This window comes from Hydrogenophaga defluvii (genome assembly GCF_042665235.1).
In the GTDB taxonomy this organism is placed as follows: domain Bacteria; phylum Pseudomonadota; class Gammaproteobacteria; order Burkholderiales; family Burkholderiaceae_C; genus Hydrogenophaga; species Hydrogenophaga defluvii_A.
Map to the genome: position 1 here is coordinate 1 of NZ_JBHTBZ010000043.1, position 26,726 is coordinate 26,726.

The window sequence follows — 26,726 nt, forward strand, 5'->3', positions numbered from 1 at the left end:
GTTCGCCAAAGGCGTTGCCCACGTGGATGCTTTGCACCTGCGAGGGCTCCACACGGGCCGAGGCCAGCGCGCCCAGCGTCGAGTCGCGCACCATGTCCGAGAGGTCTTGCCCGTGGCGCGACCACGCCTTGGCGAAATCGGTCTGGTGGCCGCCGAGGATGTAGATGGGGGTGGTCATGTTCGTCTCCGACTCAGGCCAATCCGGCCCACTTGCTTTCATCGATTTCAGACGCATCGGCCCAACACGAATGGGTGCCGCTGCTGATGCGGTGGGGCAGCATGATGCGCGCGACCGGCCCGGCGGCCAGGTTTCGGGCGTTCAACACCACACACTCGGAGCGGTCGGTGTTCATGTCGCTGACAAAACTGACCACGTAGCCGTCGTCCTCTTCGGTTGCATCGAAGCAAGGCGCCATGGGCGATTCGCTGCCAAAACGGCCATCGCCGAACAGGTACTGCGCCGAAGCCCCCGTGGTGTGGTCGTAGCGCATGACACCGTCGAACAGGAAGCTGCTTGGGTGGGCAATCATGTTGTACGAATAGCGGTACGGGCGTCCCCAGTGGCGGCAGTTGATCATGCCGAACTCGAGGTGGCGTTCATCCAGGCGCCGCTCTTTGACCGCCCCCGTCGCCAGGTTCAGGCGCCACTCGTACAGCGTGGGGCCATAGCGATCCGGCCCCAAGGTGTTGCCGGTGTTGTCGTAACCAAGCTTGGGCATCGGCGTCTTTTGGTGGTAGCCGTGCAGCACCAGTTCGTCGCCCTCTTCCCAGGCGTTGAGCCAATGCAGCACATAGGTCGGACTGGCCTCGAACCAGCGCACACCGGTCTGTGGCGCATTGCGCCGCGGCACCACCGCAAAGCGGGCGGGCTGGTCTTCGCGGTAGATCAGTTTGTGTTTGCCCTGGGGCAGCAGCGCCTCGTCCCAATGCAAGGGGAAGTCGTTGAGGATGGCGAAGTGTTCCGTGAACACCATGTCGTGCGGCAGGCGCGGGCCAGGCAGTGGCACAGGCACGTAGTGCACCAGCTGGTTGTTGCGGTCCACTTCGCCGTAATGCATGTAGGGCGCGGTTTTGCTGTAGTTGAAGAACAGCAGATCTCCCGTGCGTGGGCACACCTTGGGGTGGGCTGATATGCCGTTGTCAGGCAACACGTGCTCGCCCCAGTCCGCCACCCCCAGCGGGTCCAGCGTGCGTGCGTCGAAACGGTATGGCTCGCCGCACTGGTAGAAGGTGGTGAGGGCCGCACCGGCATGGACGATCACATCCGTCGCCGACGTGTCCTTGAGCCCGCCGCGCGCGCCCCAACCCGGACGCTGCGCCAGAGAGGGTTTGTCGATCAGCCCTGCGTAAAGCGCGTGACCGGCAGCCTGCTCTTCCATGAAACCCTTGGTGCGCAGGAAACGGTTGCGGTACTCGGCCTTGCCATTCTGGAAGCTGAGCATGTGAAGCATGCCGTCGCCGTCGAAGACGTGGTAGGTGCCCAGCGGCTGGTGCACCGGGTTCTGCGTGTTGCGCAGGTAGACGCCGTTGAGGCGCCGTGGGATTTCGCCGATAACCTCCAGTTCGGTGGCGTTGTACTCGGTGTAGTTGGGCGCGAAGGCCCCGGTCATGTAGGGGTGGTCCCCAGGGTGCAGGGTAGGTTTGACCTGCCCCACGGTGTCTGCACGCATGTTGAAACGCTCCAGTCGAAAAAAGTCAGGCGCTGGCCAGCGCCACGTCATCGCCCAGCAAGACCGCCATGCGGCCCAAGGCTTGGCGGTACTGCCGCGCCAGGCCGTCCACCACATCGGCCACCGGCTCGATCGCACGGATCGCCCCCACGCCCTGGCCAGCGGCCCACACGTCACGCCATTTTTTGGCGCCGATAGGTTGGTTGCTGTCGTAGCTGCGCGATGGCGCGGCTGGCAGGTTCTCGGGGTCCAGACCGTTGGCGCGCAGCGAGGGCTTGAGCCAGCTGGCCGGGGTCCCCGTGACGCCAGAGCTGACGATGAGGTCGTCCACCGTGCTGTCCACCAGCATCTGCTTGTAGGAAGGGTCGGCCATGCTTTCCACGGTGGGTATGAAGCGCGTGCCCATGTAGACCAAATCGGCGCCCGAGGCGATGGCACCGGCCACGCCCCAGCCATCGCTGATGCCGCCACCCACCACCACCATGCCGTCGAAGAACTCCCGGATGGCGCTGACAAAGGCAAAGGGTGAGAGGAAGCCGGTGTGCCCGCCCGCCCCCGCCGACACACAGGCCAGCCCATCAGCCCCTGCCGCGGCCGCCTTGCGCGCCAGCGTCAGGTTGATGACATCAGCCAACACAATGCCGCCGTAGCTGTGCACGACGTCGATGGCCGGCTTGGGACTGCCCAGAGCGGTGACCACGATGGGCGGTTTGTACTTGGCAATGAGTTCCAGGTCCTCGGGCAGGCGGGCGTTGGACGAATGGGTGACGAGGTTGGCACACCAGGGACCAATGGTCTCTGGCGCCTGCTCGTCGCGTGCGCGCGCCAAGCCATCTGTGATCTCCCGCATCCAGACTTCAAGCACATCGATGGGACGCGCGTTCGGTGTGGGGAACGCGCCCACGATGCCAGCACGGCAGGCCGCCAGCACGAGGGCCGGACCGGACACCAGAAACATGGGGGCGGCCACCACCGGCACGCGCAGCGTCCAGGGCAAAGGATGTGTGTTCATTCGCTCGCTTTGAAACCAGAAATCTTGACCGCTTCGGCCCAGCGGCGTGCATCGGCTGTGACAAACCGCTGCAACTCGTCCGGTGTCATCGCCAGCGCTTCGAAATCCATGCTGCGCCACTTCTCACGCACCTCGGGCAGCAGCATGGCCTTGTTGATCTCGGCGTTGAGTTTTTGCACCACCGCACCGGGGGTGCCCGCCGGCGCGGCGATGGACGACCAGATGTAGATCTCCAGATCAGGCACGCCCTGCTCGCGAAACGTGGCCACCTGCGGCATCAGCGGCGAGCGCTGTGGGCTGGTCACCGCCAGCACCTTGACCTTGCCCGACTCCACGTGGGGCTTGACCGCCAGCAACGGCAGGAAGGCTGCGTGCACTTGCCCGCCGACCAGGTTCTGTACCGCAGGAGGCGTGCCATTGAAGGGCACATGAATCATGTTCAGGCCCGTGCGCTGGTTGAGGATGACGCCCGAGAAGTGGGAAGAGTTGCCGGCGGTGAAAGAAGCATAGGACACGGACGGCTGCGTTTTGGCCCAGGCGATGAACTCCTTGAGGTTGTTGGCCGGCACGCTGCTGTGCACCGCCATCACCATCGAGGCGCCAACGAAGCCGGTCACGTGGCGAAAGCTTTTCTCTGGGTCGTAAGGCAGCTTGCTGAAGGTGTACGGGTTGATGGCCAGCATGCTGGTGTTGGGCATCAGCAGGGTGTAGCCATCGGGTGCGGCCTGCATCACGGTCTGTGCCGCGATGATGCCGGAGCCGCCGGGTTTGTTGTCCACAAGCATGGGCTGACCCGTGCTCTTCTTGAATTCCTCGGCCACCTGGCGCAGCGCGGCGTCCAGGGTGTTGCCGGCGGCAAAAGGCACGACCACACGCACCGGGCGGTCGGGGAAGGCCTGCGCATGGGCCGCCGGCAAGGCCAAAGTCGTGGCAGCGGCCCCCATGGCGGCGAGGAATTGGCGTTTTTTCATTGTCTGTCTCCAGTGTGTTTGTGGTTTCGAAATGGGTTCAGGCGGCCACCGCGCGGCGCAGCGCTGCGACCACCACCTGCGGGTGCTCCAACGGCAGCATGTGGCCCGCGTCATCCACCCAGTGCAAGGTGGCGTTGGGCAAGGTGTCGGCCAGCGTCTGCGACATCGGCGGCGGCGTGACGCGGTCCTGGCGACCACACAGCACCTGCACAGGCAATGCGAGCGTTCCCAGCGCGATGCGGTGGTCGGCGCGCGTGCGTATGGCCTGTGTCTGGCGGATGGCGGCGTCGGCACCCACGTCGCGCATCATCGACACCATCCGGGCCTGCAAGGCAGCGTCGGGCTTTGCCAGGCCACGCCGGGCCACGCCCTGGATCGTGGCCTCGAAGTCGGCGCGAAAGGCCGCGATCGCCATCTCGCGGCCTGCAGCGCTTTCTGGCGTTTCGGGCAGGCAGCCGGTGGCGATCAGCACCGCTGCACACCAGCGGTCTGGCACGGTGGCCAGCAGCTCGCCCGCCACGTAGCCGCCCATGGAAAAGCCGACCAGCACCACCGGCCGCTCCGGTGGCACATCGGCCACCCGGGCCAGCGCGTCGCGCGCCATGGCGGCGATGCTGTCCTGCGTCAACACGTCGACGATGCGCACCTCGGCCTCGTCAGCCAGGGCATCGGCCACATCAGCCCAGATACGGGCGTCGTTGAGCATGCCGGGAATGAGCAACAGCACCGGCTTCATGCGCGCACCGCGTCGGCGCGCGCTCCGTTTTCCTCGGCCTTGCTCACGATGAGCGTGCGCAATTCGCGCTTGAGCACCTTGCCCAGCGGGTTGCGCGGCAATGCCTCCACCAGCTCCAGCCGCTCAGGCAACTTGAAAGCGGCCACCTGCTCGACGCGACGGAGGTGATCCACCAGCTCGGGCAGATCCAGCGACTGGCCGGGTTGGGTCACCACCACGGCGCAAACGCGCTCGCCCAGCACCGCATCCGGCCAGCCAACCACCGCCACCTCGCGTACCTTGGGGTGCGACAGCAGCAGGTTCTCGACCTCTTCGGATGAGATGTTCATGCCGCCGCGCACCACGATGTCTTTGTGGCGGCCGGCAAAACGGTAGAACTGACCGCGGTCACCCGCGATCTCGAACAGATCGCCGGTGCGGTAGAAGCCCTGGTCGTCAAATGCGCGCGCGGTCAACTCCGGCGATCGGTAGTAGCCGCTGAAGATGGTGGGGCCGGCAAAACGCAGTTCGCCCACCCGCCCTGGCTCGGTGATGTCCTCGCCACCGTCCAGGTCCACTAGGCGCGTGCGAACCTTGCGTGCGTTGGACAAGGACCAGTCGAAGCCTGGGACACCCACGCGCGGGAAATAGGCTGCGCGCTGGCGGCGGTCGGGCACGTCCTGCGGCGTGGACGACAGGGCCGCCCCTTCGTTGGAGCCAAAGTAGTTCACGACCTCTATGTCCAGTTGCTCGGCACACTGCTCGATGAGCCACTCCGCCACCGGGCCACCGCCCGACCCCACCCGCTTGAGGCGCGAGCGGTCGATGCCATGCAGCTTGTCGGTGTGCTTGAGCAGCATGCCCAGCACGGCGGGCGCGGCCACGGTGTAGTCCATCGCATCCTCACGCAACTGCTGCAAGAACACGTCGAGATCGAACGGGTGGTGCTGGTGCAGTTCACCGCCCACCAACAGCCAGGCCGCCAGGCTGGTGGAGACACCGGCCATGTTGACGAAAGGAAAGGGAATCAACAGCCGCGCGCCGGTGCGCAACTGGCCCGCATCAATGACGGACTGCCCCACAATGCGCCATTCGTTGTGATTGCGTGGCACGCCCTTGGGTTGGGCCTCGGTGCCGGAGGTCCAGCAGATGGTCAGCACATCGTGGGCCGTCAGGCCAATGGCACGCATGTGGGCGCGCAGCGTCGCCTCGTCCCACGGGGCGGTGGCGTCAATGGCCGCCTGCAACGGCAGCACGCCCTCGGGCCAGTCTGCGGCCAACCCATCACCCAGGGCCCAAACCTGCTCCAGTGTGGCCGTCTGCGCTTTCAAGCCCGCCCACAGCGCGGCCTGCGCGAAGGCGCCCACGCGGCGGGTGGTGACGGCCAGACGGGCGCCGGTCATGGCGAGCACGTGTTGCAACTCGTGGGCGCGGTACTGCACGGGCACAGGCGATATCACGATGCCGCTCATGGCGCAGGCCAGGTAAACCGCATGCATCTCCACAATGTTGGGCAGTTGCATCACAACCACATCGTCCTTGCGCAAGCCGTGCTGGTGCAGCAGCGCCGCCCAGCGGCCGACCTGTTCGCGCAGGCCCGCCCAGGTCCAACGGCGCGGCGAGCCGTCACAGAAGGCCTCCCGGTTGGGCGGATCGGCCACGGCCAGGGCGTCCGGTTGACGTGCGGCGGTGTCAAGGAAAACGTCGCAAAGGGTGTGTTCGCTCCACCAACCTTGGGCCAGGTAGTGGTCAATGCGTTCTCGGGGAACCAGAATCATGGAATCGTCTCACTTCCAGCGGTCGAGCGATTGCTGGCTCACAAAGGTGGCATGGAAACCATGCGGCACCCGGCGTGGCAACAGCACGCGGGCCACCGGGCCCTGCGCCATGCGCGCGTCCTTGCAATCGAATACCTGGATTTCAGACCGTTCGTCCTTGGGGTTCCAGACGTAGGTGACCAGATAACCGTCGTCCTCGCTTTGTGCGTTGTCCCGCGGCGCGAATCCCGGCTCGTTGTAGAAGTAGCGTGGCCCGGCGCTGAAGGCAACGTAGCCGCCCGTTTCCAGGTCGTACTTGACCAGGCCCGGGAAACGCGGCTCTTCCTTGCCGCCCTGCGGGAACAGCACGTGGTATGACCAGCGGTTCTTGCGCCCCTGGTAGATGCTGTTGATGACAGGAAACTCGGTGTTGAGCACGTCGTCGATGACGCGTTCGTGGGTCTCACCGGTCTTCAGGTTGAAGCGCCACTCGTACAACAGGAAGTCGCGCTGGCGGTTGTGGATGGTGCGCTCAAGGCGGCGCGCGTCCGGGCGCCCCATGTCGTCCTCGTGCAGGCGATAAGGTGTGCCCAGCATCACCACCTCATCGCCATCGTCCCAGGCATTGACCACGTGCAGCATGTAGGTGGGCTTGGCCGTGAACCAGCGGATCTCGCTCGCCTTGCCATATCGGGGGACCACACCAAAACGCGTTGGCTGATCCTCGTAGAAACGCACCTTGTAGCGCCCCAGGGCCAGCGCCTCAGGATCGGGCTTGAGGGGGAAGTCGTGCAGGATGGTGTAACGCTCGGTGATCGCCATGTCATGCGGCAGGCTCGGCCCGGGCAAAGGCACTTCGATCTTGTGGCGCAACTGGCGATCAGGCCCCACCACACCGTATGTCATGTAGGGCGGGCGGACGTCGTAGTCGAAGAACAGCAACTCTCCAGTGTGTTCGTCGGGGCGCGAATGGGCGGAAATGCGCGAGATGGCGCCCTCGAAGTCGGCCGTGCCCAGGGTGTCCAGGGTCTCGGGGTCGACCGCATACGGCATGCCCGAGCGGTACCACATGCTGATGAGGCGGCCGGCATGGTACTTGACGTCGGTGTTGGCGGTGTTTTTGAGCGGCTGGTCCGGACGGTCCTTGCGCCAGGGCTCCTTCAGGCCCTTCCACAGCGGGTGGCCAGCGGCCTGCTCTTCTTGCAAACCTGCGGTGCGCACCCAGCGATTGCGGTAGCTCACCTTGCCTTGGCGGAAACGCACCGCGTGCAACATGCCATCGCCGTCATAGGCGTGGTAACGCCAGTCGGGCGGGTAGTAGGCGTTGGGCCCGTTGCGCACGTACAGGCCATTGAGGTCGGCAGGCACTTGGCCGATCACCTCCATGTTCTCGAAATGGTCTTCCTGCCGGACCGGCGCGTTGTTGCCGTCCAGTGCCGGGACCTCGTGCACTGGCAAGTCGTTTACCTTCATCGTTTGTCTCCTGCTGTCTTTATGGAAAGACTGGAAGCGATCGTAGGCAGCGCGGCTTGCATTGTGCGGAAGGATTTCGATATATTGGCATCTGTTTCAATATGACAAACAAATTCAAATCGCCCAGCCCCGCCCACCGCGTGCCCTCTGGCATGGCCGAACACGCCGGCGACCGCCAGTTCGCCACGACGCTGGCGCGCGGCATGGAGTTGCTGCGCTGCTTCACCCCCGAGGAACCCGTTCTGGGCAACCGCGAACTGGCCCGCCGACTGCAGCTGCCTGCGGCCACCGTATCGCGCCTGACCTACACCTTGGTGGCCATGGGTTACCTGGCACAAGACGAACACCAGGGCAAATACCGCCTGGGCTCGGCGGTGCTTTCGCTGGGCTACCCCTTGCTGGAGCTGTTCAACGTGCGCAGACGCGCCCGTCCGCTGATGCTGGAACTGTCACGCATCTCGGGGGGATCGGTCTCCATCGGCGTGCGCGACCGCTTCAACATCGTCTACATCGAGGCCATCCGCTCGGACAACAAGCGCATCTATCCGCTGGACGTGGGCACAAGCCATTCGTTGGCGGGCACGGCCATCGGGCGTGCCTACCTGATGTCCTGCTCCCCCCCAGAACGGGAAGCCCTGCTCAACCAGATGCGACTGAAGGCGCCACAGGAGTGGGCCCGCTTTGGCACCGAAGTCATGCGCAACGTGGCGCAGTACCCACGCAACGGTTGTTGCCTGTCGGTAGGCGAGGTCTACCCTGACGTGCAGGCGGTGGCGGTCCCGCTGGGTCGCATTGACCAGGGCGAGCCGGCCGCACTGAACTGCTCCTTCCAGGGCCGAGCACCGAACCGTGCCTGGCTGATCGGGGAGATCGCCCCGCAGCTGCAAACCCTGGCACGGCAGTTGATGTGAACCGACTTGGCCGCAGACGCAAGGGTGCAGACCAACCACACCGCGCAGCCTGGCACGATCAGCAAAACGCTCGGCTCCCAGGCACTCACGCGCAAGCGCTTCGCCAAATGACGCGCGTCAGCCCTTGACCAGGCGCATCACCTCGCCTGCGTCCAGGGTGCGGGCGCGGTTCTGGATGTCGGGCAGGTGGCGCTGCTGCAAGTCTTTGGCCGGGCCGAGCAGGCCCTGGTAGGTCTGGCGCAGCAAGTCGGTGGACATGACACGGCCACCCGCGTAGTACCGCTGCGCCAACTGGCCCAACGCGTATGTGGTGGCGAATGAAAACGCCATGCCGGTGGCCTGCCCGGCGATGCCGCCCAACATGCGGCCAGCGGCCTTGCCAATCAGCCCGCCCAGCAGCTTGCGACCAAACTGTTCGATGTACTGCGAGGTCAGCCCCACGCCGGCGGTGGCAATGAACTCGCGGATGTGGCCCTGGTCCAGCGCCACGCCGTGTGCCGCGCCGATGCGATACACCATCTTGATCTGCAGCGGGATGATGGCCATGGACGCCCAGGACTGCGGCAACAGCTCCAACGCACCGTTGAGGATGGCGTAATTGAGCACCATCTTGTCTAGCGCGGCCTGGTCCACAGCCGCAGGCGCGGGGGGCGCCGGCTCGACATTGGCTGGCGTGGCCACATCGGCATACGCCGCTGCGGCAGCGTGTGTCTGGGCTTCGGCAGCCTCCACGTCCGCCTGCCCACCCAAACCGAGCTGAGCCCGCAGTTGCGACAAAAAGGCCTTTTCGGCGGTGCTGGCCACGCCGTCGGCGTCGCACACCGCCACCGCCCACTCGTAGGCCAGCTGGCGGTGCGACGGGTCGGTCAGTGTCTGGGTGGCGTTCTCCAGCGTCACGCGCTTGAGCAGCGCGTCCTGCACCGCCTGCGCCAAGTGCTGGGCACCGGCTGTGCCGTCGAGTTGCTGCGACAGGTCACGGATGAACTGCCGCTCGCTGTCGGCCTTGGTGCCGTCGGACATGGCCGCCTGCACCAGGATATTGAGCAGGGCACGTTGTTCGTTGGGGTTCATGGGCAAGACCTTGTGGTGATGGAAACAGTCCACAAAATTATGCTGGCCCTGGCAAACGCTCGCGCAGCAGGGCCAGAAAGGCCTCCACCGCCACGGGCAGATGGCGCCCGGCCAGGGTCTGCACCTCGATGTCGCGCAAGTCCATGCCGGGGTCGCTGATGGGGCGGGCCACGATGCGACCACGCGCCACCATTTCGCGCGCCGCGACCTCGCTGGAGACCGACAGCCCGCCGCCGTTCACCACAAACTGGATCACCGTGCGCGCGTGGTTACTCACCAGCACCGGATCGAGTTGCAGGCCCTGTCGGCTGCAGACGATGTCCATCATCTGGCGGATGGCGGTTTCAGGCGGGGGCAGTGCCAGCGGGTGCTGCCCCAGTTGGGCCAGCGTGACGCTGGGCAACGCGGCCAGTGCGTGATCCGGCGGCAGCAAGGCCAGCACCGGGGCCGCCTGGCGGTAGGCCACCGCGATGTCTTTTTGTGGCGCGCGGCTGAAACACAGGCCGATGTCGGCATGGCCCTGGCGCACGGTGTCGGGCACTTGCGCGGTGGGCAGCACGGTCACACTGAACCACACGCCCTGGTGCTGGCGCTGGAAATCCACACACAGGCGCGGCACGAGTTCGTTGGCAAAGGCGTCGGACGTGGCCAGCCGCACCTGCCCTGCCCGCAAACCCTGCAGCGCGCCAATGTCTTCCAGCGCGCGCTGGGCATCCAGCTCGGCGCGGCGGGCGTGTGCCAGCAGGATGTCGCCCGCCGCCGTGCGCACCATGCCGCGTGGGTGGCGCTCAAACAAAGCCACCCCGAGTTGCGCCTCCAGCGCGGCAATCTGGCGACTCAGCGCCGACGCGGCCACATGCAGGCGCGCGGAGGCTTCCGTCAGCGAACCGGTGTCGGCCACGGCGGTGAAATAACGCAGGGCCGTGTCCTGCAGGCTGTGGAGGCGCATGGATTTGCTGAATTTTCTAAAATTTGACTTCCGTTTTGCCATTTTGGCAAATCCATTTGCCAAAACGGTGGTGGTGTTGTCGGCATGGGCTTTCTAAGATGGTGTGGCCTATCAACTTTTTCTGGAGCACGGGTATGGGTCTGACATCTTGGATTCGCGGCGGCGTGGCACTGGCCAGCGCCTTGACCATGGGCGCGGCGCTGGCACAAGCGCAATGGCCCGAGCGCCCGGTGCGCGTGGTGGTGCCCTTTCCGGCCAGCGGCGCCACCGACCTGATCGCGCGCGTGGTCACCCAACGCGTGGCGCAGGACCTGGGCCAGCAATTGGTGGTGGACAACAAACCCGGCGCGGGCGGCACCATCGGCTCGGCCGAGGTGGCCAAGGCCGCACCCGACGGCTACACCGTGCTGTTCACCACCAGCAGCACCCACGCCATTTCGCCCCACCTGATGCCGCGCCTGAGCTATGACGCAGCCAAGGACTTCACCCCGGTGGCCCATGTGGCCGACGCGCCCAGCGTGTTGCTGGTCACGCCCTCGCTGCCGGTCAAAAGTGTGGCCGAGCTGATCGCCTACGCCAAGGCCAACCCCGGCAAGCTCAACTACGCCACCAGCGGCAACGGCACCATCGTGCACCTCAATTCGGCCGCCTTCAGCGCCCAAGCCGGCATCGACATGACCCACGTGCCCTACAAAGGCACGGCCTTGTCCATCCCCGATCTGATCGCCGGGCAGGTGCATGTGCTGTTCGACTCGCTGCCCACCGGCATGCCCCATGTGGTCAGTGGCAAGGTGCGCGCCCTGGGTGTGACCAGCGAAAAACGCAGCGGCCTCGCACCCGATCTGCCCACCCTGGCCGAGTCCGGCCTGCCCGGCTTTTCGTCCGTGACCTGGTTTGGTGTGTACCTGCCGGCCGGCGCCCCGCCCGCCCTGGTGGCGCGTGTGCACCAGGCCTTCACCAAAGCCGTGCAAACCCCCGAGGTGAAAGCCAGCCTGGCCAAACTGGGGGTGGACCCGGCCGATGCGGGCACGCCGGCCAAGTTTGCCGCCATGGTGCAGGCCGACAGCGCGCGCTGGGCCAGCGTGATCCGCCAGCACAAGATCTCGGTGCAGTGAGATGACACACAACGCCACCACCCGGGACTGGGCGCTGCCCTACGCCTCGCAGCGCAGCGCCGTGATGGGGCGCAACGTGGTCTCCACCTCGCACCCGCTGGCCGCGCAGGCCGGCCTGCGCATGTTGCTCGCGGGCGGCAACGCGGTGGACGCCGCGCTGGCCGCCGCCATGACGCTGACGGTGGTCGAGCCCACCGGCTGCGGCATCGGCAGCGACGGCTTTGCCATTCTGTGGGACGGCAAAGAACTGCATGGCCTCAACGCCTCCGGCCGCTCGCCAGCCGCCTGGACACCCGACTACTTCGCCCAGCGCGGCGGTATCCCCGAAACCGGGTGGAACGCCGTCACCGTGCCCGGCGCCGTCTCGGCCTGGGTGGCTTTGTCCAAACGCTTTGGCAAGTTGCCCTTTGCGCAACTGGCCCAACCCGCCATCGACTACGCACGTCACGGCTTCCCGGTGTCGCCCACCATCGCCCGCCTGTGGGCGCTGGGAGCCGACAAGCTGGGCGCACAACCCGGTTTTGCCGAGTGTTTCATGCCCAACGGCCGCGCGCCCAAGGCCGGAGAGATCTTCCGCAGCGAAGCCCATGCGCGCACGCTGGAGCTGATCGCACAAACCGAGGGCGAAGCGTTTTACCGCGGTGAACTGGCCCGCGCCATGGCGGCACACAGCCAGGCCAATGGTGGCGCCATGACCGAAGCCGACCTGGCCGAACACCGGGCAGATTGGGTGGGTACCGTGAGCCAGCCGTTTGGCGACACCGTCATCCACGAAATCCCCCCCAACGGCCAAGGCATCGCCGCCCTGATGGCGCTGGGCATGCTCGACGCCCACGGCATTGGCCGACACCCCGTGGACGACATCGAGACGGTGCACGCCAGCATCGAAGCCATGAAGCTGGCCTTTGCCGACCTGAACGAATACAACGCCGACATCGATGCCATGCGGGTGACGCCGGCCGAGCTGCTCAACGCCGACTACCTGAAGTCGCGCGCCGCGCTGATCGACACACAACGCGCACAAGACCCCGGCTGTGGTGCACCGCGCCCGGGCGGCACGGTCTACCTGGCAGCGGCCGACGCCTCGGGCATGATGGTGTCATTCATCCAGTCCAACTACATGGGCTTTGGTTCGGGCGTGGTGGTGCCGGGCACCGGCATCAGCCTGCAGAACCGGGGCCACGGTTTTGTGACGACGCCCGGCCATGCCAACGAGGTGGGACCGCGCAAGCGCCCCTCGCACACCATCATCCCGGCCTTTGCCATGAACGCCGACGGCACGCCGCGCATGGCATTTGGTGTGATGGGTGGGCCGATGCAGTCGCAAGGTCACCTGCAGATGGCCTTGCGCGTGCTGCGCTACGGCCAGAACCCGCAGGCCGCCGCGGATGCGCCGCGCTGGCGTGTCAACGGCGGCAAAACGGTGGCGGTGGAACCGCACATGGACGCGGCCCTGGTGGCCGCGTTGCGCGCACGCGGCCACGAGCTGACGGTGGAAGGCGGCAACGGCGTGTTCGCCTTTGGTGGCGCCCAGCTGGTGTTGCGCGAAGGCGATGCCTACATCGCCGGTTCCGACCCGCGCAAGGACGGCCAAGCGGTGGCCTTTTAAAGCGAAGTCCCTCGCATCGCGTCCACGCTGGCGCGCACCACACCTTGCACCGTGCCACTCTGCGCAAACTGTTTGCGCAGGTAGGTGGCGTGGTTGCCCTCGCGGGCCGCCGTGCGCTCTATCTCGTCGCGCGCGGCGCCCGAATTCAGCGCCACGAAGTGGGGTTCGATGCGGCGCAGCGTGGCCAGCACGTCTTCGCGGATGGAGATTTGTTCGCGCGTCTTGGGGTTCACCATCATGCCGTCCAATCCGAAGCGGCAGGCCTGGAAACGGTTGTAGGTGTAGACGAGGTAGTCGTCTTCTTCCGGCGGCTCTTCCTTGCGTTCCAGCAAGTGGCGGCACAAGGCTTGCAGGTAACACGCCAGGCCGGCGGCACGCTCCACCGTGAGCGGCGTGTCGCACACGCGCAATTCGATGGTGCCGTACTCGGGCTTGGGCCGGATGTCCCAGTAAAAGTCCTTCATGGACTTGACCACGCCGGTGGACTCCATCTTGGTGAAGTACACCGTGGAGAACTCCTCCCAGCTCAGCGTGAAGGGCGCGCGGCCGCTCAAGGGAAAGGCGAACACCGAGTTCAGGCGGGCCGAGTCGAACAGCGTGTCCACCCCTTGGAAATACGGCGACGAGGCCGACAGCGCGATGAAGTGGGGCACGTAGCGGTTGAGCGAGTGCAGGAGGAACAGCGCCTCGTCGGCCGAGGCGCAGCCGATGTGCACGTGTTGGCCGAACACCGTGAACTGCTTGGCCAGGTAGCCGTACAGCGAGGACAGTTCCTGGAAACGTGGCTTGGAAAAAATGCGCTGCTCAAACCAGCGTTGGAACGGGTGGGTGCCGCCGCCGGCCAGCTCGATGTTGAGGCGGTCGCACGCGGTCACCAGGGTGTTGCGAATGTCGCGCAGTTGCGCCAGTAGCGGACCGTGTTCGGTCTGGATGGAGGTCGCGATTTCGATCATGCTCTGGGTCATCTCGGGCGTCACCACGCCCGGGAAGGGCTTGCGCGAGAGCAGCTCCAGCAAATCGTTGGCGCTGCTGGAGAGGTCCAGATCGAAGGTGTTGACGAGCTGCATTTCCAGCTCCACCCCCATCGTCAGCGAGTTCGAGGACTTGAAGGTTTCCAATGGCATCGGTGTGTCCTTTCGCTCAAAGGGTTTCGTGGGTCACGTGGGTCTCACGCGCGGCCAGCAGCGCACGCTGCGTGACCACGGGCCCCAGCAACTCCAGCACCACCACCGTGCCCGCCAGCACGTTCAAGGCCTGCACAGCGGGCTCCAGTCCCAGCAGGCGGCTTTGCTCCAGCAACAAAATGGCAAACGCCGACAAAGGCGTGAGCGCCAGCCCGGTCAGCACACCCTTGCGTTCGGTGATGCCACTCAGGCGCGCCACACTCAGGTTGCACAACACCTTGCTGCCCGTGCGCACCACCAGCAGCGCCGCGCCCAGGGCCAGGCTGGTCCAGACGTTGGCCCAGTCGATCAGCGAGGCCACGTAGACAAACAGGAACAGGCCCAGCAACTCGCCCACGGTGCCGAAGTCGCGTTGCGCGTTGGTGAGATGCACCCGCCGTTCACGCGCCACGACACCAAAGGTCAGCGCGGCCAGCAACGGCGACAGCTTGAGCCCAAAGGACATGGTGGTGAGCAGCAGCACCGACAGCGCAAACACCATGGTCACGCCGTTGGCCGAGGTGTTGCGCGCCCGCAGCAACCAGGGCACGGCCACGCCCAGCAAGGTGCCCACCGCCACCGATGTGCCCAGCACGTGCACACTGCCGAAGGCGGCCGCCACCAGGTCGCCGGTGGTGCTGATGTGCCAGTACCCCACCACCAGCTTGAGCGCCATCACGGCCATCAGGCAGTTGATGGCACACAGGTGGAGCACACGCTCGGTCACCTGGCCGGCGCTGTGCAGCTCGTTGGCCACGCGCACGATGCCGGCCGGCGAGGCCGAGATGGCCAGCGAGGCCACGACCAGGCGCACATCGGTGGCCAGGTCAAACAAGCCCGTCACCGCATAGACCAGCGCAAACGTGATGACGGACTCGACCACCCCCACCACCAGCACCCACGGGTTGTGGCGGAACCAGCGCAGGTTGATGCGGTAGCCCAGCTCAAACAGCACCAGCGACAGCGCCACATTGGCCAGGAAGGGCAGGCCCGGCACCGCATCGGTCAGGCCGGGCAGGTTGATGAAGCCCCCCACCAGGCCCACGGCCACGTAGCTGGTGACGCGGGGCACGCGCCAGGCTTCGTGGGCACGCTCGGCCAGCAGCCAGGCCAGCAGCAGCACCAGTGGCCAGGCAATGGATTGAAGCAGGAAAGTCAGGTCGGTCACCATGCGCAAGGCACTCCTTTTCGATGGGGCCGATGGCCTCGGGCGGGGCCGAGGCGTGGCCGGAATGGCCGCGCCCGAAGACGCGACCCGAAGGGATCAGACCGAGAAACGGTCTGTAAGTTCTTGCAGATTCAACTCTTGCAGGACTTGCTGCAGCCGCTCGCGCGCGCTGCGTTTCGGGCCGCCCATTCTACGGGCCAGGATCAGCTCGTTTTTCATCGCATGTTCCCAGCCCACCAACTCGGTCACCGTCACCTGGTAGCCGTGGGCCTCCAGCTGGAGGCAACGCAGCACGTTGGTGATCTGGCTGCCGAACTCGCGCGTGTGCAGCGGGTGGCGCCAGATTTCAGCCAGGGGGTTGCGCGACAGCGACAAGGCCTTGTGTTTGCGCAACACGCCGGCCACCTCGGCCTGGCAGCAGGGCACCAGCACCATGAAACGCGCCTGCTTGGCCAGGCCAAAAGCGATGGCATCGTCGGTGGCCGTGTCGCACGCGTGCAGCGCGGTCACGATGTCGATCTGGCCCGGCAGTTCGGAGGTGGTGGTGGCCTCTGCCACCGTCGTGGCCAGAAAAGACATGCGCTCAAAACCCAGGCGCTCGGCCAGTTCACGCGACTTCTGTACCAGCTCGGCGCGGGTTTCCACCCCATGAACCGTGCCTTTGCCGCGCGCGCGCAGCACCCAGTCGTACAACATGAAGCCGAGGTAGGACTTGCCCGCGCCGTGGTCGGCCAGGCTCACGTCGCCGCGCGCCTCGATGACCTCATCGATCAAGGGCGCGATGAACTGCACCAGGTGCTGCACCTGCTTGAGCTTGCGCCGTGTGTCCTGGTTGAGTTTGCCCTCGCGGGTGAGGATGTGCAGGGCCTTCAGGAGTTCGATGGACTGGCCGGGCAAGAGGTCGGGCAGTTGCACCGAGAGGTCGGCTGCGGGCTTTTTGGACATGGCGGGATGATACCGATGCTGTCCCCAAGGTGATGGCCGGGCGCCGGCCCCCATGGCACAACCCCGTCACCCCCCGTGTTCACCGGAGAACGCAGATGCACCTCCCTCCGCCCGAAGGCGAAATCCTGCTGGATGTTGACGGCCCCGTGTTGCTCATCGGCATACACCGCCCGGCCAAACGCAACGGCTACACGCCCACCATGTACCGCCAACTCGCCAAGGCCTACACGCGGCTGGACGACGATCCCGAGCTGCGCGTCGGGGTCTTGTACGCAGAGGGTGGACATTTCACCGCAGGGCTCGATCTGCCCGCCTTTGCGCCGCTGATGCAGCGCGGCGAAAGCCCCGTGCAAGAAGGCGACATCGACCCCACCGACACCGGCAAACCTGGCACCCGCCGGCGCCAGAAGCCGCTGGTGGCGGCCGTGTGTGGCATCACCTACACACTGGGCATCGAACTCATGCTCGCGGCCGACATCGTGGTGGCTGCCGACGATTGCCGCTTTTCGCAGCTGGAGGTCAAGCGCGGCATCATGGCCACCGGCGGTGCCACGCTGCGCATGGCCGAGCGTTGTGGCATGGGCAACGCCTTGCTGCACCTGCTCACCGCCGACGAATTCGATGCCCACGAGGCGCTGCGCTTGAACTTCGTGCAAAAGATCGTTCCTGCCGGCCACGAGAAAGACATCGCCATCGACATCGCGCGCCAGATCGCCGCACAGGCACCGCTGGCCGTGGTGGCCACGCGTCTGAACGTCGTCAAGGCTGTTGAAGACGGCGTGCCCGCCGCCGCCGCTGAGTTCATTGCCACCCAGCAGCGCCTGGCCGGCAGCGAAGATGCGGCCGAAGGCGTGCGCGCCTTCATCGAGAAACGTTCGCCCGAATTTGTGGGGCGTTGACCCGGTAACCCTTCCTGACGAAGGGGTTTGCCCAATTAAATTGTGCACAATTTAATTTTGAACAATAATTTAGTCATGCCACGCAAATCCAACCCCTCCGACGCCGCCTTGCTGCTGGACCACCAGTTGTGTTTTGCGCTGTACTCGGCCTCGCTGGCCATGACCAAGCTCTACAAGCCGCTGCTCGCCCCGCTGGGGCTGACCTACCCGCAGTACCTGGCGCTGTTGTGCCTGTGGGAGTCCGACGGTGTGACGGTGTCGCACCTGGGCGAGCGCCTGCAGCTCGACTCCGGCACCCTCACCCCGCTGCTCAAGCGCATGGAGGCCGCCGGCTGGCTGACGCGCGAGCGCAGCGCCGAGGACGAGCGCCGCGTGCGGGTGTGGCTCACGCCCGCCGGGCAGGCGCTCAAGCAGCAGGCGCGCGCCATCCCCCAGTGTGTGTTGCAAGCCGCCGAATGCAGCCTGTCTGACATCCAGGCTTTGAGCGCCCAGGTCCGCGCGCTGCGTGACCGCGTGCTGGCCCACAGCCGCTGACCCGTTTTTCAACCCCGCCCACAGGGCAACACCAAAGGAAACCACCATGGCCAACAAGATCGAAAAAGTTGTTTACCAAGCCCACGCCAGCGCCACCGGCGGGCGCGACGGCAGCGCCAAGTCGTCCGACGGCCTGCTTGACGTCAAGCTGTCCGTGCCCAAAGAAATGGGCGGTGCGGGTGGCGGCGTCAACCCCGAGCAGCTGTTCGCCGCCGGCTACAGCGCCTGCTTTCTGGGTGCACTGAAGTTCGTCGCAGGCACCCAAAAAATCGCCATCCCGGCCGACGCCAAGATCGACGCCACCGTTGGCATCGGCCAGATCCCGCAGGGCTTTGGCATCGAGGTGCAGATGAGCATCCACCTGCCCGGCATCGAGCGCGCCACCGCACAGGCGCTGGTGGACAAGGCCCACCAGGTCTGCCCTTACTCCAACGCCACGCGCGGCAACATCGAGGTCACGCTCACATTGGCCTGAGCCCGACCACGGGTGGCGCGACAATCGGCGCATGACGCAAGCCGGCCACCCCTTTGACGCCCTCACTCCCGATGCCGTGCTGGACGCGCTCAGCGCGATTGGCCAGCACGGCGATGGCCGCCTGACCGCCCTCAACTCCTTCGAGAACCGCGTCTACCAGGCCCACCTGGAAGACGGCACGGTGGTGGTGCTGAAGTTCTACCGCCCGGGGCGCTGGAGCGAGGCCCAGATTCTCGAAGAACACCAGTTGGCACAGGAGCTGGCGGCCGCCGAGGTGCCGGCGGTGGCGCCCCTCTCCATCGGCGGCCAAACGCTGCACCGGCACGGTGAATTCTTGTTCTCGGTCTCGCCCCGCCGGGGCGGACGCCGACCCGAGCTGGACGACCTGGACGTGCTGGAATGGATCGGCCGCTTTCTCGGCCGGCTGCACACCGTGGGCGCGCAACACGCCTTTGTGCACCGCCCGGCGCTTGACATCGCCCAGTTCGGCTTTGAGCCACGCGATTGGCTGCTGCGCCACCACATCATTCCGGTGGAGAGCGAACGCCTGTGGCGCGACACGCTGGACCGCGCGCTGGACGCGGTGTCGGCAGCCTTCGATCGGGTCGGCCATATGGCGACCCTGCGCCTGCACGGCGACTGCCACCCGGGCAACATCCTCTGGACCCCGAGCGAACTGCCTGGCGGCGGCCCCCACTTCGTGGACCTGGACGACGCCCGCATGGGGCCGGCCGTGCAGGACCTGTGGATGCTGCTGGGCGGCGACCGCGCCCAGCAGACCCGCCAGTTGGGCGCACTGGTGGACGGCTACGAGGAATTCCGCGAATTCGACCGGCGCGAACTAGCCCTCATCGAGCCGCTGCGCACCCTGCGCCTGATCCACTACAGCGCCTGGCTGGCCCGCCGCTGGGACGACCCCATCTTCCCCATCAACTTCCCCTGGTTCGGCACCCCCGCCTACTGGAACGAGCAGGCGCTGTGGCTGGCCCAGCAGGTGGACGCGATGGCGGCGACGCCCTTGGTGGCCTGACGCAGCGCGACCCAACCCCCATGCCCCTGCTGACCCTTCAACAACTCGCCGCCCGCGAACGCACCCGCCAACGCAACCGGCAGCTGGGTGGCTTGCTGGCCTTCATGGCGGGCGCCATCAATGCCGGCGGTTTTCTGGCGGTGCAGCGCTACACCTCGCACATGACCGGGGTGGTGTCGTCCATCGCCGACGACCTGGTGCTGGGTCAGGGCTTGTTGGTGCTGGCCGGTGTTGGGTCGCTGCTGGCCTTCATCGCAGGGGCTGCGGTCACCGCCATCCTGATCAACTGGGCACGGCGGCGCCAGATGCAGGGCGAGTACGCGCTGTCGCTGCTGCTGGAGGCCGCGCTGCTGCTGCTGTTTGGCCTGCTGGGGGCGAACCTCAACGAGCTGATCGAGGTGTTCATGCCGACCACGGTGCTGCTGCTGTGTTTCATCATGGGCCTGCAAAACGCCATCGTCACCAAAATTTCGCAGGCCGAGATCCGCACCACCCACATGACCGGCGTGATCACCGACCTGGGCATCGAGCTGGGCCGGCTGCTCTACTGGAACCGCAGCCACACGCCTGGCGGCGAGCCGGTGCGGGCCAACCGCGACCGGCTGCGCATCCTGTCGCTGATCCTGGGTCTGTTTTTTGCTGGTGGCCTGGTGGGTGCCTGGGCCTTCAAGACCGTGGGCTACGGCGCGGTGCTGCCGCTGGCCGCCGTGCTGGCGGTGGTGGCGCTGCCGCCGCTGTTGCACGATGTGCGCGAGCGCCTGTCACCCAACTGATGGTCGTGCTGGGGTACGAGGTGGCGCAGAAGCTGTCCAACGCCAACCACTTGGTGACGGCTTCGCGCTTCTGAACGGCGTCAACCCTGCAGGGCGGCCCACATGGCCTGGTCGCGCTCGGCCGTCCAGATGCGCGGGTGTTTGATACCCTGGGCCTCATCAAAGGCGCGGCTCACGTCAAACGGCAGGCAGTGTTCGTAGATGAACACATGGCCGAACATCGGGTCCATGCTTTTGCGGGTGTGGGCCATGGCAGCCTTGAGGTCCATGCCGGCGGCGGCGGCCTCTTTGCCCGCCTGGAACAAGGTGGTCACCCAACGCTGCGTGTAATCCAGCGCCTTGTTCACGTTGGCATTCCCTTTCATGGCCTCGCCCCGCCCGGGCACGATGGCCTCGGCCTGCAGGGCACGCAAGGCCTCCAGCGTGGCAGGCCACTCTTCCAACTGCGCATCGCCGGTGTAGACACCTGCCTCATATTCGACCAAATCGCCGCTGAACAGCACTTTTTCAGCCGCCACCCAGGCGATGGTGTCGCCGCGCGTGTGCCCCGGCCCGGGGTGCCAGATCTCCACCTGCACACCGCCCAGGTCCACCGTCAGCGAACCCTGGCGCCCTGGCGTGCCATCGCCCACCACCAGCGTGGGCCAGGTCAGGCCGGGCACGCTGTCGGCGCCGCGGAAGAGGCGCGGAAACCGCTCCATCTCGCTCAACATGTCCTGCGCGCCACGCTCCACGATGAGGTCGTGGGTGCCCCGGCTGGCGATCACCTCGGTAGCGCCTTCGGCCAGGTAGGCACTGGCACCGAGCACACGCACCGCGTGGTAGTGGGTGAGCAGCACGTACTTGATGGGCTTGTCGCTGACCTGGCGGATGCGCGCGATCAGGTCCTGCGCCATGGCGGGCGTGGCGGTGGTGTCGGCCACCATGATGTATTGGTCGCCGATGATGACGCCAGAGTTCGGGTCACCCTCCGCCGTGTAAGCCCAGCAGTGGGGGCTGAGCTGCTCAAACGTGATGGTCTTGTCGCTCAGATCGGCCTGGCTGGCGAAGGCTTTGCTCATGGGGGCTCCTGTGGTCAGCGCCACCTCAGCGCCACCTGAAGTTTACCGGGGGGCACCGCCGGGCCGGCTTCGCCGGACGGCTGGTGCCGCCCCTTGAGGGGGATGCGGCCACGCGCAGCGGGCAAGCGACGGGGTGGTCTTGTTGTGTCAGGGCGGGTTGGATTCAAAGCGCGACAACACCCGCCCGCGCCCAGCCACCAAGTAACTTGACAGGTACGCCGCGTACCCCAGCACCCCCCAGGCCAAACGCCCCAGGGCCACGGTGGTGCATTGCAGTGCGTGTGCCAGTTCGCGCCCCGGAACGCCCACCTCTGCCTGCCAGCGCGAGGGCGCCTGAACCGGCGCTTCGGCATGCACCACCCAGTCAAAACGCACCGGGGTGTCGCCCCAGGCTTCCACCACCAGGCGCTCGCCCGGCAGCACCGCCAGCGACTCACCAGCGCCCAACACGTGGTCACCCAGGCGGCGGGCGGTGCGGTCGAGCGGCGCATCGGTGGTGGCCCAGACGCGGCCACACACCACCTTGAGGGTGCTGGCCTCGCGGGGCCGCATTTGCACCGTGCGCCCGGCCGCCAGGCTCCACAAGCCGCTGCATGCGGGGCTGACGGCCCCGTGCGAAGGTGTTTGAAGGTGTGACATGCCGGGCTCCTTAAGTGGCGAATTCCATTGCGATTCGGGAATGAATGATCTCGCTTAGCTTCTTGGCAGTCCAATGAAATGGCGCTAGGCTATTGATTCGATCAGCGCATCAATCACACCTTCATGGAACTCACCAGCAGCCACCCCCGCACGCGCCCCATCGGCGTTGGCCACCTGCGCGCCTTCGAAGCGGTGGCGCGCCACCTCAATTTCCGCGCCGCCGCCGAAGAACTCTCGCTCACACAAAGCGCGGTCAGCCGGCAGATCCAGGCACTGGAAGACGAGGTGGGCACGTCCCTGTTCCTGCGCCACACCCGCGCGGTGGACCTCACCAGTGCCGGCGCCCAGTTGCTGCGCGCCGCCACCCAGTCGCTCGACCAGATCGATGCGGCTGTGCGACACATCCGCCAAAGCCTGGGCCGCAAGAGCGTGGCCATCACCACCTGGGCCTCGTTCGCCTCCATGTGGCTGATCCCGCGTCTGGAGGCGTTTCAGAGCGAACACCCGGACATCGACATCCGCATCGACGCCACCGACAACTCGGTGGACCTGGGCACGGCCGACGTGGACCTGGCGCTGCGCTATTCGGTGCCCCAAAACGTCCCCAACGATGCGACGCGGCTGTTTGGCGAGCAGCTCACGCCGGTGGTCAGCCCCTGGCTGCTCAAACAAGCCGGCATTGGCAAGGTGGAAGACCTGGCCCACTTCACGCTCATCGAAGCCGGCGATGCCCACCGCAGCCGCCACCTTGAATGGCTGACGTGGCAACGCTGGCTGGACCACCGCCAGCCACTGGCGAAAGGCACGCGCAAACCGTCCAAGTTCGCGCCCAAACGCTGGCTCTACTTCAACTACGCCAACCAGATCGTGCAGGCCGCGCTCACCGGCCAGGGCGTGGCCCTGGCCCGCCTGCCGCTGGTGGCCGAACACCTCGCCAACGGCGACCTGGTGGAGCCGCTGCCCCAGACCCGACTCGACTCACCGCTGGCCTACTGGCTGATGGTGGCGCCGCGCAGCGCCCAGCGGCCCGAGGTGAAGGCCTTTTGCGACTGGATCCGGCGCCAGGCCGAGATCACCCGCCACGCGATCGGCGACGTGCCCGACCCGGAAACACTGGTGGATGCAGATTGAGAGATCGCTGCGAGCGCCAAAAGCCCACTCAGGGACACCGCCGGGCCGGCTCTGCCGGACGGCTGGTGTCGCCCCTTGAGGGGGATGCGGCCACACGCAGTGGGCAAGCGACGGGGAGGTTCAGGTGATTGGCCAGACCACGCCGTTGTCGTTCAGGATGGCGTCCAGCGGCACGTCGTGGGGCTCGGGCTCCAGATCGGACAAAAAACCCTCGGTGAACCCCAAGCCAACTGTGAAGGGTTTGGGCTGCAGGGCGGCCAACGTGCGGTCGTAAAAACCGCCGCCATAACCCAGGCGGTAACCGCCCGGCCCATAGCCCACGCAGGGCACAAACAGCAGGGTGGGCTGGATGATCTCGGTGTCCTTGGGCTTGGGAATACCGTAGGCGTCCTCCTCCATGGGGCAGCCGGGGTACCAGGTGTAAAAGGTGAGCGTCTTGTCCACCTTGTTGACCACTGGCAGGCCGATGCGGCGGTGGTGTGCCGCGCTTTTGGCGTCTTCCTCGCGCCCGGCCTCCTGCCAGCGAAACAGGGCCGGCAGCGGGTCAAATTCGCCCTTGATGGGCCAATAGGCACCGATCACCGTGTCGGGCCGCGAAATCAGCCACACCCGCATCACGCGCTGCAGTTGTTCACCGCGCCAGATGCGGTCGTCCATGCGCTGGCGCTGGTCGACCAGGGATTTGCGCCACGCGGCCTTGATGGCCGCCTTGTCGGAGGGATCGGGAACCGGAAGGCCTTGTTGAGCAGTCATGAGCAGCGAGCACCGAGAAAAAACCCTCTGCCATTGTGGTTCATTTTTGGGGTGATGCCGGGCGTGCCCACCAATCGGGGCCGAACTGGCCCTGCAACCATTCGATGAACTGGCTGACCTTGGCCGGCACCAGCTTGGGCGAGGGGTAGACGGCATGGATTTCCTGCTGCGGCAGGTGCCACGCATCCAGCACGGTGTGCAGGGCGCCGCTGTCAATCGATTCCTGCGCCACATAGCGGGGCAAGGCGGCCACCCCAAAGCCAGCCCGCGCCGCCGACAACAGCATGGACAGGTTGTTGGAGCGCAGGCGCCCCCGCACCGCCACCGAGGCGGCCCGCCCCTGCGGGCCATTGAAATGCCAGCGCGCGTCGCCTTGCACCGTGCTGTAGATCAGCGCGTCGTGCGAGGCCAGGTCTTTGGGGGTGCGCGGCGTGCCGTGCTGGCGCAGGTAGTCGTGTGACGCCACCACCACCCACGGGTTGAGGCCAAGGTGCCGCGAGCCCAGGGTGGAGTCGGCCAGGCGACCCATGCGGATGGCCACGTCCACGCCCTGTTCCACCAGGTCCACATAACGGTCGTCGCAACTCAGGTCCACCTGCAAGCCGGGGTTCAGGCGCATGAACTGCATCACCAGCGGCGCCATCACACGCCGGCCAAAAGCCACCGAGGTGCTGATGCGCAAAGCCCCTTGCACCTGGGTTTGCAGCAAGGCGGCCACCGAGGCGGCCTCGTCCACGTGGTGCAGGATGAGCTTGCACTTTTCGCAGTAGAGCAGCCCAATTTCGGTGGGGGTCACACCCCGCGTGGAACGGTGCAAGAGGCGCGCGCCCAGTTGGGTCTCCATGCGGCGCACTTGCTTGGTGGCGGCGGGCTGGCCCATGCCCAACTCGGCCGCGGCCTTGCTGAAGGAGCCGAGGTCCACCACCCGAACGAACAAACGCATGGCCTGGATGTTTTCCATGGAGACACAGGTTAAACGCTGACAGTGCGCGCCTGGTATTCCACCACGGAATAAACCAAATGCGCGGCGCACGCCTTCCGAACCGGGCCGCTTGTGGCGACGATTCGCCTCAACCCACAACCCCTCAGGAGACGTTTCATGCCCAAGATCAAAGCCGCGCTCGCCGCCGTGCTGGTGATGGAAAAGGAAGGCATCACCCAAGCCTTTGGTGTGCCCGGTGCGGCCATCAACCCGCTGTACGCCCAGCTGCGCGAACGCGGCACCATCGGCCACATCCTGGCCCGCCACGTGGAGGGCGCCTCGCACATGGCCGAGGGCTACACCCGCGCAGTGGCCGGCAACATCGGCGTGTGCATTGGCACCTCGGGGCCCGCCGGCACCGACATGATCACCGGCCTGTACTCGGCCCAGGCCGACTCCATCCCCATCCTCTGCATCACCGGCCAGGCGCCGCGCGCGCGCCTGCACAAGGAGGACTTTCAGGCGGTGGACATCGCCAGCATCGCCAAGCCGGTCACCAAATGGGCCACCACCGTGCTGGAGCCAGCCCAGGTGCCGCAGGTGTTCCAGCAGGCCTTCCACCTCATGCGCTCGGGCCGCCCCGGCCCGGTGCTCATCGACCTGCCCTTCGACGTGATGCAGGCCGAGATCGAGTTCGACATCGACACCTACGAGCCGCTGCCCGCGTACAAGCCGGCGGCTTCGCGCAAGCAGATCGACAAGGCCCTGGCCATGTTGAACGAAGCCGAGCGCCCGCTGATCGTGGCCGGCGGCGGCATCATCAACGCCAATGCCAGCGACTTGCTGGTGCAGTTCGCCGAGATCACGGGCATCCCCGTCATCCCCACGCTGATGGGCTGGGGCAGCATCCCCGACAACCACCCGCTCATGGCCGGCATGTGTGGCCTGCAGACCAGCCACCGCTACGGCAACGCCAACATGCTGGCCAGCGACTTTGTGCTCGGCATCGGCAACCGCTGGGCCAACCGCCACACCGGCAGCACCGACGTCTACTGCAAAGGGCGCAAGTTCGTGCACGTGGACATTGAACCGACACAGATTGGCCGCGTGTTCGCACCCGATCTGGGCATCGTGTCGGACGCCAAAGCCGCGCTGCAGCTGTTCGTGGACGCGGCACTGGAGCTGCGCGCTGCCGGCCGCCTGCGCAACCGCCAGGACTGGGCCGCCGAATGCCAAGGCCGCAAGGGCTCGGTGGACTACCTGCGCAAGACCAACTTCGAGCAGGTGCCCATGAAGCCACAACGCGTCTACCAGTGCATGAACAACGCGTTTGGTCAGGACACCACCTACGTCTCCACCATCGGCCTGAGCCAGATCGCCGGTGCGCAGTTTCTGCACGTTTACCACCCGCGCCATTGGATCAACTGCGGCCAGGCCGGCCCGCTGGGCTGGACGGTGCCGGCCGCACTGGGCGTGCGCGCGGCCGACCCGTCGCGGCGCATCGTCGCGCTCTCGGGCGACTATGACTTCCAGTTCATGATCGAAGAGCTGGCCGTGGGCGCGCAGTTCAAGCTGCCCTACATCCACATGGTGGTCAACAACAGCTACCTGGGCCTGATCCGCCAATCGCAACGCGGCTTCAGCATGGATTACTGCGTGCAACTGGGCTTCGACAACATCAACAGCCCGGCCGACGACGTGACCGCCCAAGGCTACGGCGTGGACCACGTGAAGGTGGTCGAAGGCCTGGGTTGCAAGGCCATCCGTGTGCACCGCCCCGATGAGGTGGCGCCCGCCATCCGCCAGGCCGAAGCCTGGATGGCCGAGTTCCAGGTGCCGGTGGTCATCGAGGTCATCCTGGAGCGCGTGACCAACATCGCCATGGGCACCGAAATCGACAACGTGACCGAGTTCGAGGAAGTGGCCGGCGGCAAAGCCGATGTGCCCACCGCCGTTGCCCTCCTTGATTGACCAGGAACT

25 protein-coding genes are annotated in these 26,726 nt (G+C 66.1%); 10 read left to right on the forward strand and 15 right to left on the reverse strand.

The features are described from left to right. Nucleotides 1-191 precede the first annotated feature (191 nt). Genes ACFQU0_RS14300 through ACFQU0_RS14325 form a run of 6 tightly spaced genes read right to left on the reverse strand, consistent with a single transcriptional unit; the run spans nucleotide 192 to nucleotide 7,598 of the window. Nucleotides 192-1,670 carry a carotenoid oxygenase family protein gene (locus ACFQU0_RS14300; RefSeq protein ID WP_382201908.1) on the reverse strand — a complete coding sequence of 493 codons (1,479 nt, stop codon included), beginning with the start codon at nucleotides 1,668-1,670 and terminating at the stop codon, nucleotides 192-194. 25 nt (nucleotides 1,671-1,695) lie between these two features. Continuing rightward, the gene (locus ACFQU0_RS14305; protein ID WP_382201910.1) at nucleotides 1,696-2,682 is read right to left on the reverse strand and encodes an NAD(P)H-dependent flavin oxidoreductase; all 987 of its coding nucleotides are present in this window, start codon (nucleotides 2,680-2,682) and stop codon (nucleotides 1,696-1,698) included. Beyond that, a complete protein-coding gene (locus ACFQU0_RS14310; RefSeq protein WP_382201912.1) occupies nucleotides 2,679-3,653 on the reverse strand; it encodes a Bug family tripartite tricarboxylate transporter substrate binding protein in 975 nt (324 codons plus the stop codon). Before ACFQU0_RS14310 ends, ACFQU0_RS14305 begins: the two co-directional genes overlap by 4 nt. Nucleotides 3,654-3,690: 37 nt before the next feature. Next, nucleotides 3,691-4,389 (reverse strand): alpha/beta fold hydrolase, encoded by a 699-nt coding sequence (locus ACFQU0_RS14315; RefSeq protein ID WP_382201913.1) that lies wholly within the window; start codon nucleotides 4,387-4,389, stop codon nucleotides 3,691-3,693. Continuing rightward, nucleotides 4,386-6,146 carry a class I adenylate-forming enzyme family protein gene (locus ACFQU0_RS14320; protein ID WP_382201915.1) on the reverse strand — a complete coding sequence of 587 codons (1,761 nt, stop codon included), beginning with the start codon at nucleotides 6,144-6,146 and terminating at the stop codon, nucleotides 4,386-4,388. The genes ACFQU0_RS14315 and ACFQU0_RS14320 overlap by 4 nt, the downstream gene beginning before the upstream one ends. A 9-nt stretch (nucleotides 6,147-6,155) precedes the next feature. After that, complete coding sequence (locus ACFQU0_RS14325) at nucleotides 6,156-7,598, reverse strand: carotenoid oxygenase family protein (protein WP_382201917.1); 1,443 nt, start codon at nucleotides 7,596-7,598, stop codon at nucleotides 6,156-6,158. A 101-nt stretch (nucleotides 7,599-7,699) separates the two neighbouring features. Here ACFQU0_RS14325 and ACFQU0_RS14330 point away from each other — a divergent pair, with 101 nt between their 5' ends. After that, complete coding sequence (locus tag ACFQU0_RS14330; RefSeq protein ID WP_382201919.1) at nucleotides 7,700-8,509, forward strand: IclR family transcriptional regulator; 810 nt, start codon at nucleotides 7,700-7,702, stop codon at nucleotides 8,507-8,509. A gap of 117 nt (nucleotides 8,510-8,626) precedes the next feature. Here the strand turns inward: ACFQU0_RS14330 and ACFQU0_RS14335 are convergent, their stop codons facing one another. Beyond that, on the reverse strand, nucleotides 8,627-9,580 hold the full coding sequence (locus ACFQU0_RS14335; protein WP_382201921.1) for a DUF533 domain-containing protein: 954 nt from the start codon (nucleotides 9,578-9,580) through the stop codon (nucleotides 8,627-8,629). Between the two features lie 37 nt (nucleotides 9,581-9,617). Next, nucleotides 9,618-10,529 carry a LysR family transcriptional regulator gene (locus ACFQU0_RS14340; protein WP_382201923.1) on the reverse strand — a complete coding sequence of 304 codons (912 nt, stop codon included), beginning with the start codon at nucleotides 10,527-10,529 and terminating at the stop codon, nucleotides 9,618-9,620. A 134-nt stretch (nucleotides 10,530-10,663) separates the two neighbouring features. On the opposite strand from ACFQU0_RS14340, the gene ACFQU0_RS14345 reads away from it, so the two are divergent. Both ACFQU0_RS14345 and ACFQU0_RS14350 read left to right on the forward strand, forming a co-directional pair. Next, nucleotides 10,664-11,644, forward strand: coding sequence for a Bug family tripartite tricarboxylate transporter substrate binding protein (locus ACFQU0_RS14345; RefSeq protein WP_382201924.1), 981 nt, complete (start codon nucleotides 10,664-10,666; stop codon nucleotides 11,642-11,644). 1 nt (nucleotide 11,645) lies between these two features. Beyond that, nucleotides 11,646-13,253, forward strand: coding sequence for a gamma-glutamyltransferase family protein (locus ACFQU0_RS14350; RefSeq protein ID WP_382201926.1), 1,608 nt, complete (start codon nucleotides 11,646-11,648; stop codon nucleotides 13,251-13,253). Here the strand turns inward: ACFQU0_RS14350 and ACFQU0_RS14355 are convergent. From ACFQU0_RS14355 to ACFQU0_RS14365, 3 genes are all read right to left on the reverse strand, one after another. Continuing rightward, nucleotides 13,250-14,377 (reverse strand): YbdK family carboxylate-amine ligase, encoded by a 1,128-nt coding sequence (locus ACFQU0_RS14355; protein ID WP_382201927.1) that lies wholly within the window; start codon nucleotides 14,375-14,377, stop codon nucleotides 13,250-13,252. The genes ACFQU0_RS14350 and ACFQU0_RS14355 overlap by 4 nt on opposite strands. 16 nt (nucleotides 14,378-14,393) lie before the next feature. Then, nucleotides 14,394-15,587 carry a cation:proton antiporter gene (locus ACFQU0_RS14360; RefSeq protein WP_382201929.1) on the reverse strand — a complete coding sequence of 398 codons (1,194 nt, stop codon included), beginning with the start codon at nucleotides 15,585-15,587 and terminating at the stop codon, nucleotides 14,394-14,396. 93 nt (nucleotides 15,588-15,680) lie between these two features. After that, a complete protein-coding gene (locus tag ACFQU0_RS14365; RefSeq protein ID WP_382201931.1) occupies nucleotides 15,681-16,529 on the reverse strand; it encodes a class I SAM-dependent methyltransferase in 849 nt (282 codons plus the stop codon). 95 nt (nucleotides 16,530-16,624) lie between these two features. Between ACFQU0_RS14365 and ACFQU0_RS14370 the strand changes: the two genes are divergently transcribed. The 5 genes from ACFQU0_RS14370 to ACFQU0_RS14390 all read left to right on the forward strand — a co-directional run bounded on the left by ACFQU0_RS14370 (nucleotide 16,625) and on the right by ACFQU0_RS14390 (nucleotide 20,240). Beyond that, the gene (locus ACFQU0_RS14370; RefSeq protein WP_382201933.1) at nucleotides 16,625-17,428 is read left to right on the forward strand and encodes a crotonase/enoyl-CoA hydratase family protein; all 804 of its coding nucleotides are present in this window, start codon (nucleotides 16,625-16,627) and stop codon (nucleotides 17,426-17,428) included. 75 nt (nucleotides 17,429-17,503) lie between these two features. Continuing rightward, complete coding sequence (locus ACFQU0_RS14375) at nucleotides 17,504-17,962, forward strand: MarR family winged helix-turn-helix transcriptional regulator (protein WP_382201934.1); 459 nt, start codon at nucleotides 17,504-17,506, stop codon at nucleotides 17,960-17,962. A gap of 46 nt (nucleotides 17,963-18,008) precedes the next feature. Beyond that, nucleotides 18,009-18,437, forward strand: coding sequence for an organic hydroperoxide resistance protein (locus ACFQU0_RS14380; protein ID WP_382201936.1), 429 nt, complete (start codon nucleotides 18,009-18,011; stop codon nucleotides 18,435-18,437). 31 nt (nucleotides 18,438-18,468) lie between these two features. Then, nucleotides 18,469-19,467, forward strand: coding sequence for a serine/threonine protein kinase (locus ACFQU0_RS14385; protein WP_382201938.1), 999 nt, complete (start codon nucleotides 18,469-18,471; stop codon nucleotides 19,465-19,467). Nucleotides 19,468-19,487: 20 nt separating this feature from the next. Beyond that, nucleotides 19,488-20,240: a YoaK family protein gene (locus tag ACFQU0_RS14390; protein WP_382201940.1), complete on the forward strand. Its 753-nt coding sequence runs from the start codon at nucleotides 19,488-19,490 to the stop codon at nucleotides 20,238-20,240. A gap of 80 nt (nucleotides 20,241-20,320) precedes the next feature. Here the strand turns inward: ACFQU0_RS14390 and ACFQU0_RS14395 are convergent, their stop codons facing one another. Further along, a complete protein-coding gene (locus ACFQU0_RS14395; protein WP_382201942.1) occupies nucleotides 20,321-21,301 on the reverse strand; it encodes an MBL fold metallo-hydrolase in 981 nt (326 codons plus the stop codon). 147 nt (nucleotides 21,302-21,448) lie between these two features. Then, nucleotides 21,449-21,940, reverse strand: coding sequence for a DUF2917 domain-containing protein (locus tag ACFQU0_RS14400; protein WP_382201944.1), 492 nt, complete (start codon nucleotides 21,938-21,940; stop codon nucleotides 21,449-21,451). 123 nt (nucleotides 21,941-22,063) lie between these two features. On the opposite strand from ACFQU0_RS14400, the gene ACFQU0_RS14405 reads away from it, so the two are divergent. After that, on the forward strand, nucleotides 22,064-23,071 hold the full coding sequence (locus ACFQU0_RS14405; RefSeq protein ID WP_382201946.1) for a LysR substrate-binding domain-containing protein: 1,008 nt from the start codon (nucleotides 22,064-22,066) through the stop codon (nucleotides 23,069-23,071). A gap of 120 nt (nucleotides 23,072-23,191) precedes the next feature. Here the strand turns inward: ACFQU0_RS14405 and ACFQU0_RS14410 are convergent, their stop codons facing one another. Beyond that, complete coding sequence (locus tag ACFQU0_RS14410) at nucleotides 23,192-23,824, reverse strand: 5-formyltetrahydrofolate cyclo-ligase (RefSeq protein WP_382201947.1); 633 nt, start codon at nucleotides 23,822-23,824, stop codon at nucleotides 23,192-23,194. Between the two features lie 40 nt (nucleotides 23,825-23,864). Then, nucleotides 23,865-24,785 (reverse strand): LysR family transcriptional regulator, encoded by a 921-nt coding sequence (locus ACFQU0_RS14415; protein ID WP_382201949.1) that lies wholly within the window; start codon nucleotides 24,783-24,785, stop codon nucleotides 23,865-23,867. 138 nt (nucleotides 24,786-24,923) lie between these two features. On the opposite strand from ACFQU0_RS14415, the gene gcl reads away from it, so the two are divergent. Then, entirely contained in the window at nucleotides 24,924-26,717 is a 1,794-nt protein-coding gene (gcl, locus tag ACFQU0_RS14420; protein ID WP_382201951.1) for a glyoxylate carboligase, read from the forward strand. Nucleotides 26,718-26,726: the final 9 nt, after the last annotated feature.

Excerpts from the sequence above, each read along its gene's own strand:
- ACFQU0_RS14300 (WP_382201908.1), bottom strand. The coding sequence starts at position 1,670 with ATGCGTGCAGACACCGTGGGGCAGGTCAAACCTACCCTGCACCCTGGG.
- ACFQU0_RS14305 (WP_382201910.1), bottom strand. The coding sequence starts at position 2,682 with ATGAACACACATCCTTTGCCCTGGACGCTGCGCGTGCCGGTGGTGGCC.
- ACFQU0_RS14310 (WP_382201912.1), bottom strand. The coding sequence starts at position 3,653 with ATGAAAAAACGCCAATTCCTCGCCGCCATGGGGGCCGCTGCCACGACT.
- ACFQU0_RS14315 (WP_382201913.1), bottom strand. The coding sequence starts at position 4,389 with ATGAAGCCGGTGCTGTTGCTCATTCCCGGCATGCTCAACGACGCCCGT.
- ACFQU0_RS14320 (WP_382201915.1), bottom strand. The coding sequence starts at position 6,146 with ATGATTCTGGTTCCCCGAGAACGCATTGACCACTACCTGGCCCAAGGT.
- ACFQU0_RS14325 (WP_382201917.1), bottom strand. The coding sequence starts at position 7,598 with ATGAAGGTAAACGACTTGCCAGTGCACGAGGTCCCGGCACTGGACGGC.
- ACFQU0_RS14330 (WP_382201919.1), top strand. The coding sequence starts at position 7,700 with ATGACAAACAAATTCAAATCGCCCAGCCCCGCCCACCGCGTGCCCTCT.
- ACFQU0_RS14335 (WP_382201921.1), bottom strand. The coding sequence starts at position 9,580 with ATGAACCCCAACGAACAACGTGCCCTGCTCAATATCCTGGTGCAGGCG.
- ACFQU0_RS14340 (WP_382201923.1), bottom strand. The coding sequence starts at position 10,529 with ATGCGCCTCCACAGCCTGCAGGACACGGCCCTGCGTTATTTCACCGCC.
- ACFQU0_RS14345 (WP_382201924.1), top strand. The coding sequence starts at position 10,664 with ATGGGTCTGACATCTTGGATTCGCGGCGGCGTGGCACTGGCCAGCGCC.
- ACFQU0_RS14350 (WP_382201926.1), top strand. The coding sequence starts at position 11,646 with ATGACACACAACGCCACCACCCGGGACTGGGCGCTGCCCTACGCCTCG.
- ACFQU0_RS14355 (WP_382201927.1), bottom strand. The coding sequence starts at position 14,377 with ATGCCATTGGAAACCTTCAAGTCCTCGAACTCGCTGACGATGGGGGTG.
- ACFQU0_RS14360 (WP_382201929.1), bottom strand. The coding sequence starts at position 15,587 with ATGGTGACCGACCTGACTTTCCTGCTTCAATCCATTGCCTGGCCACTG.
- ACFQU0_RS14365 (WP_382201931.1), bottom strand. The coding sequence starts at position 16,529 with ATGTCCAAAAAGCCCGCAGCCGACCTCTCGGTGCAACTGCCCGACCTC.
- ACFQU0_RS14370 (WP_382201933.1), top strand. The coding sequence starts at position 16,625 with ATGCACCTCCCTCCGCCCGAAGGCGAAATCCTGCTGGATGTTGACGGC.
- ACFQU0_RS14375 (WP_382201934.1), top strand. The coding sequence starts at position 17,504 with ATGCCACGCAAATCCAACCCCTCCGACGCCGCCTTGCTGCTGGACCAC.
- ACFQU0_RS14380 (WP_382201936.1), top strand. The coding sequence starts at position 18,009 with ATGGCCAACAAGATCGAAAAAGTTGTTTACCAAGCCCACGCCAGCGCC.
- ACFQU0_RS14385 (WP_382201938.1), top strand. The coding sequence starts at position 18,469 with ATGACGCAAGCCGGCCACCCCTTTGACGCCCTCACTCCCGATGCCGTG.
- ACFQU0_RS14390 (WP_382201940.1), top strand. The coding sequence starts at position 19,488 with ATGCCCCTGCTGACCCTTCAACAACTCGCCGCCCGCGAACGCACCCGC.
- ACFQU0_RS14395 (WP_382201942.1), bottom strand. The coding sequence starts at position 21,301 with ATGAGCAAAGCCTTCGCCAGCCAGGCCGATCTGAGCGACAAGACCATC.
- ACFQU0_RS14400 (WP_382201944.1), bottom strand. The coding sequence starts at position 21,940 with ATGTCACACCTTCAAACACCTTCGCACGGGGCCGTCAGCCCCGCATGC.
- ACFQU0_RS14405 (WP_382201946.1), top strand. The coding sequence starts at position 22,064 with ATGGAACTCACCAGCAGCCACCCCCGCACGCGCCCCATCGGCGTTGGC.
- ACFQU0_RS14410 (WP_382201947.1), bottom strand. The coding sequence starts at position 23,824 with ATGACTGCTCAACAAGGCCTTCCGGTTCCCGATCCCTCCGACAAGGCG.
- ACFQU0_RS14415 (WP_382201949.1), bottom strand. The coding sequence starts at position 24,785 with ATGGAAAACATCCAGGCCATGCGTTTGTTCGTTCGGGTGGTGGACCTC.
- gcl (WP_382201951.1), top strand. The coding sequence starts at position 24,924 with ATGCCCAAGATCAAAGCCGCGCTCGCCGCCGTGCTGGTGATGGAAAAG.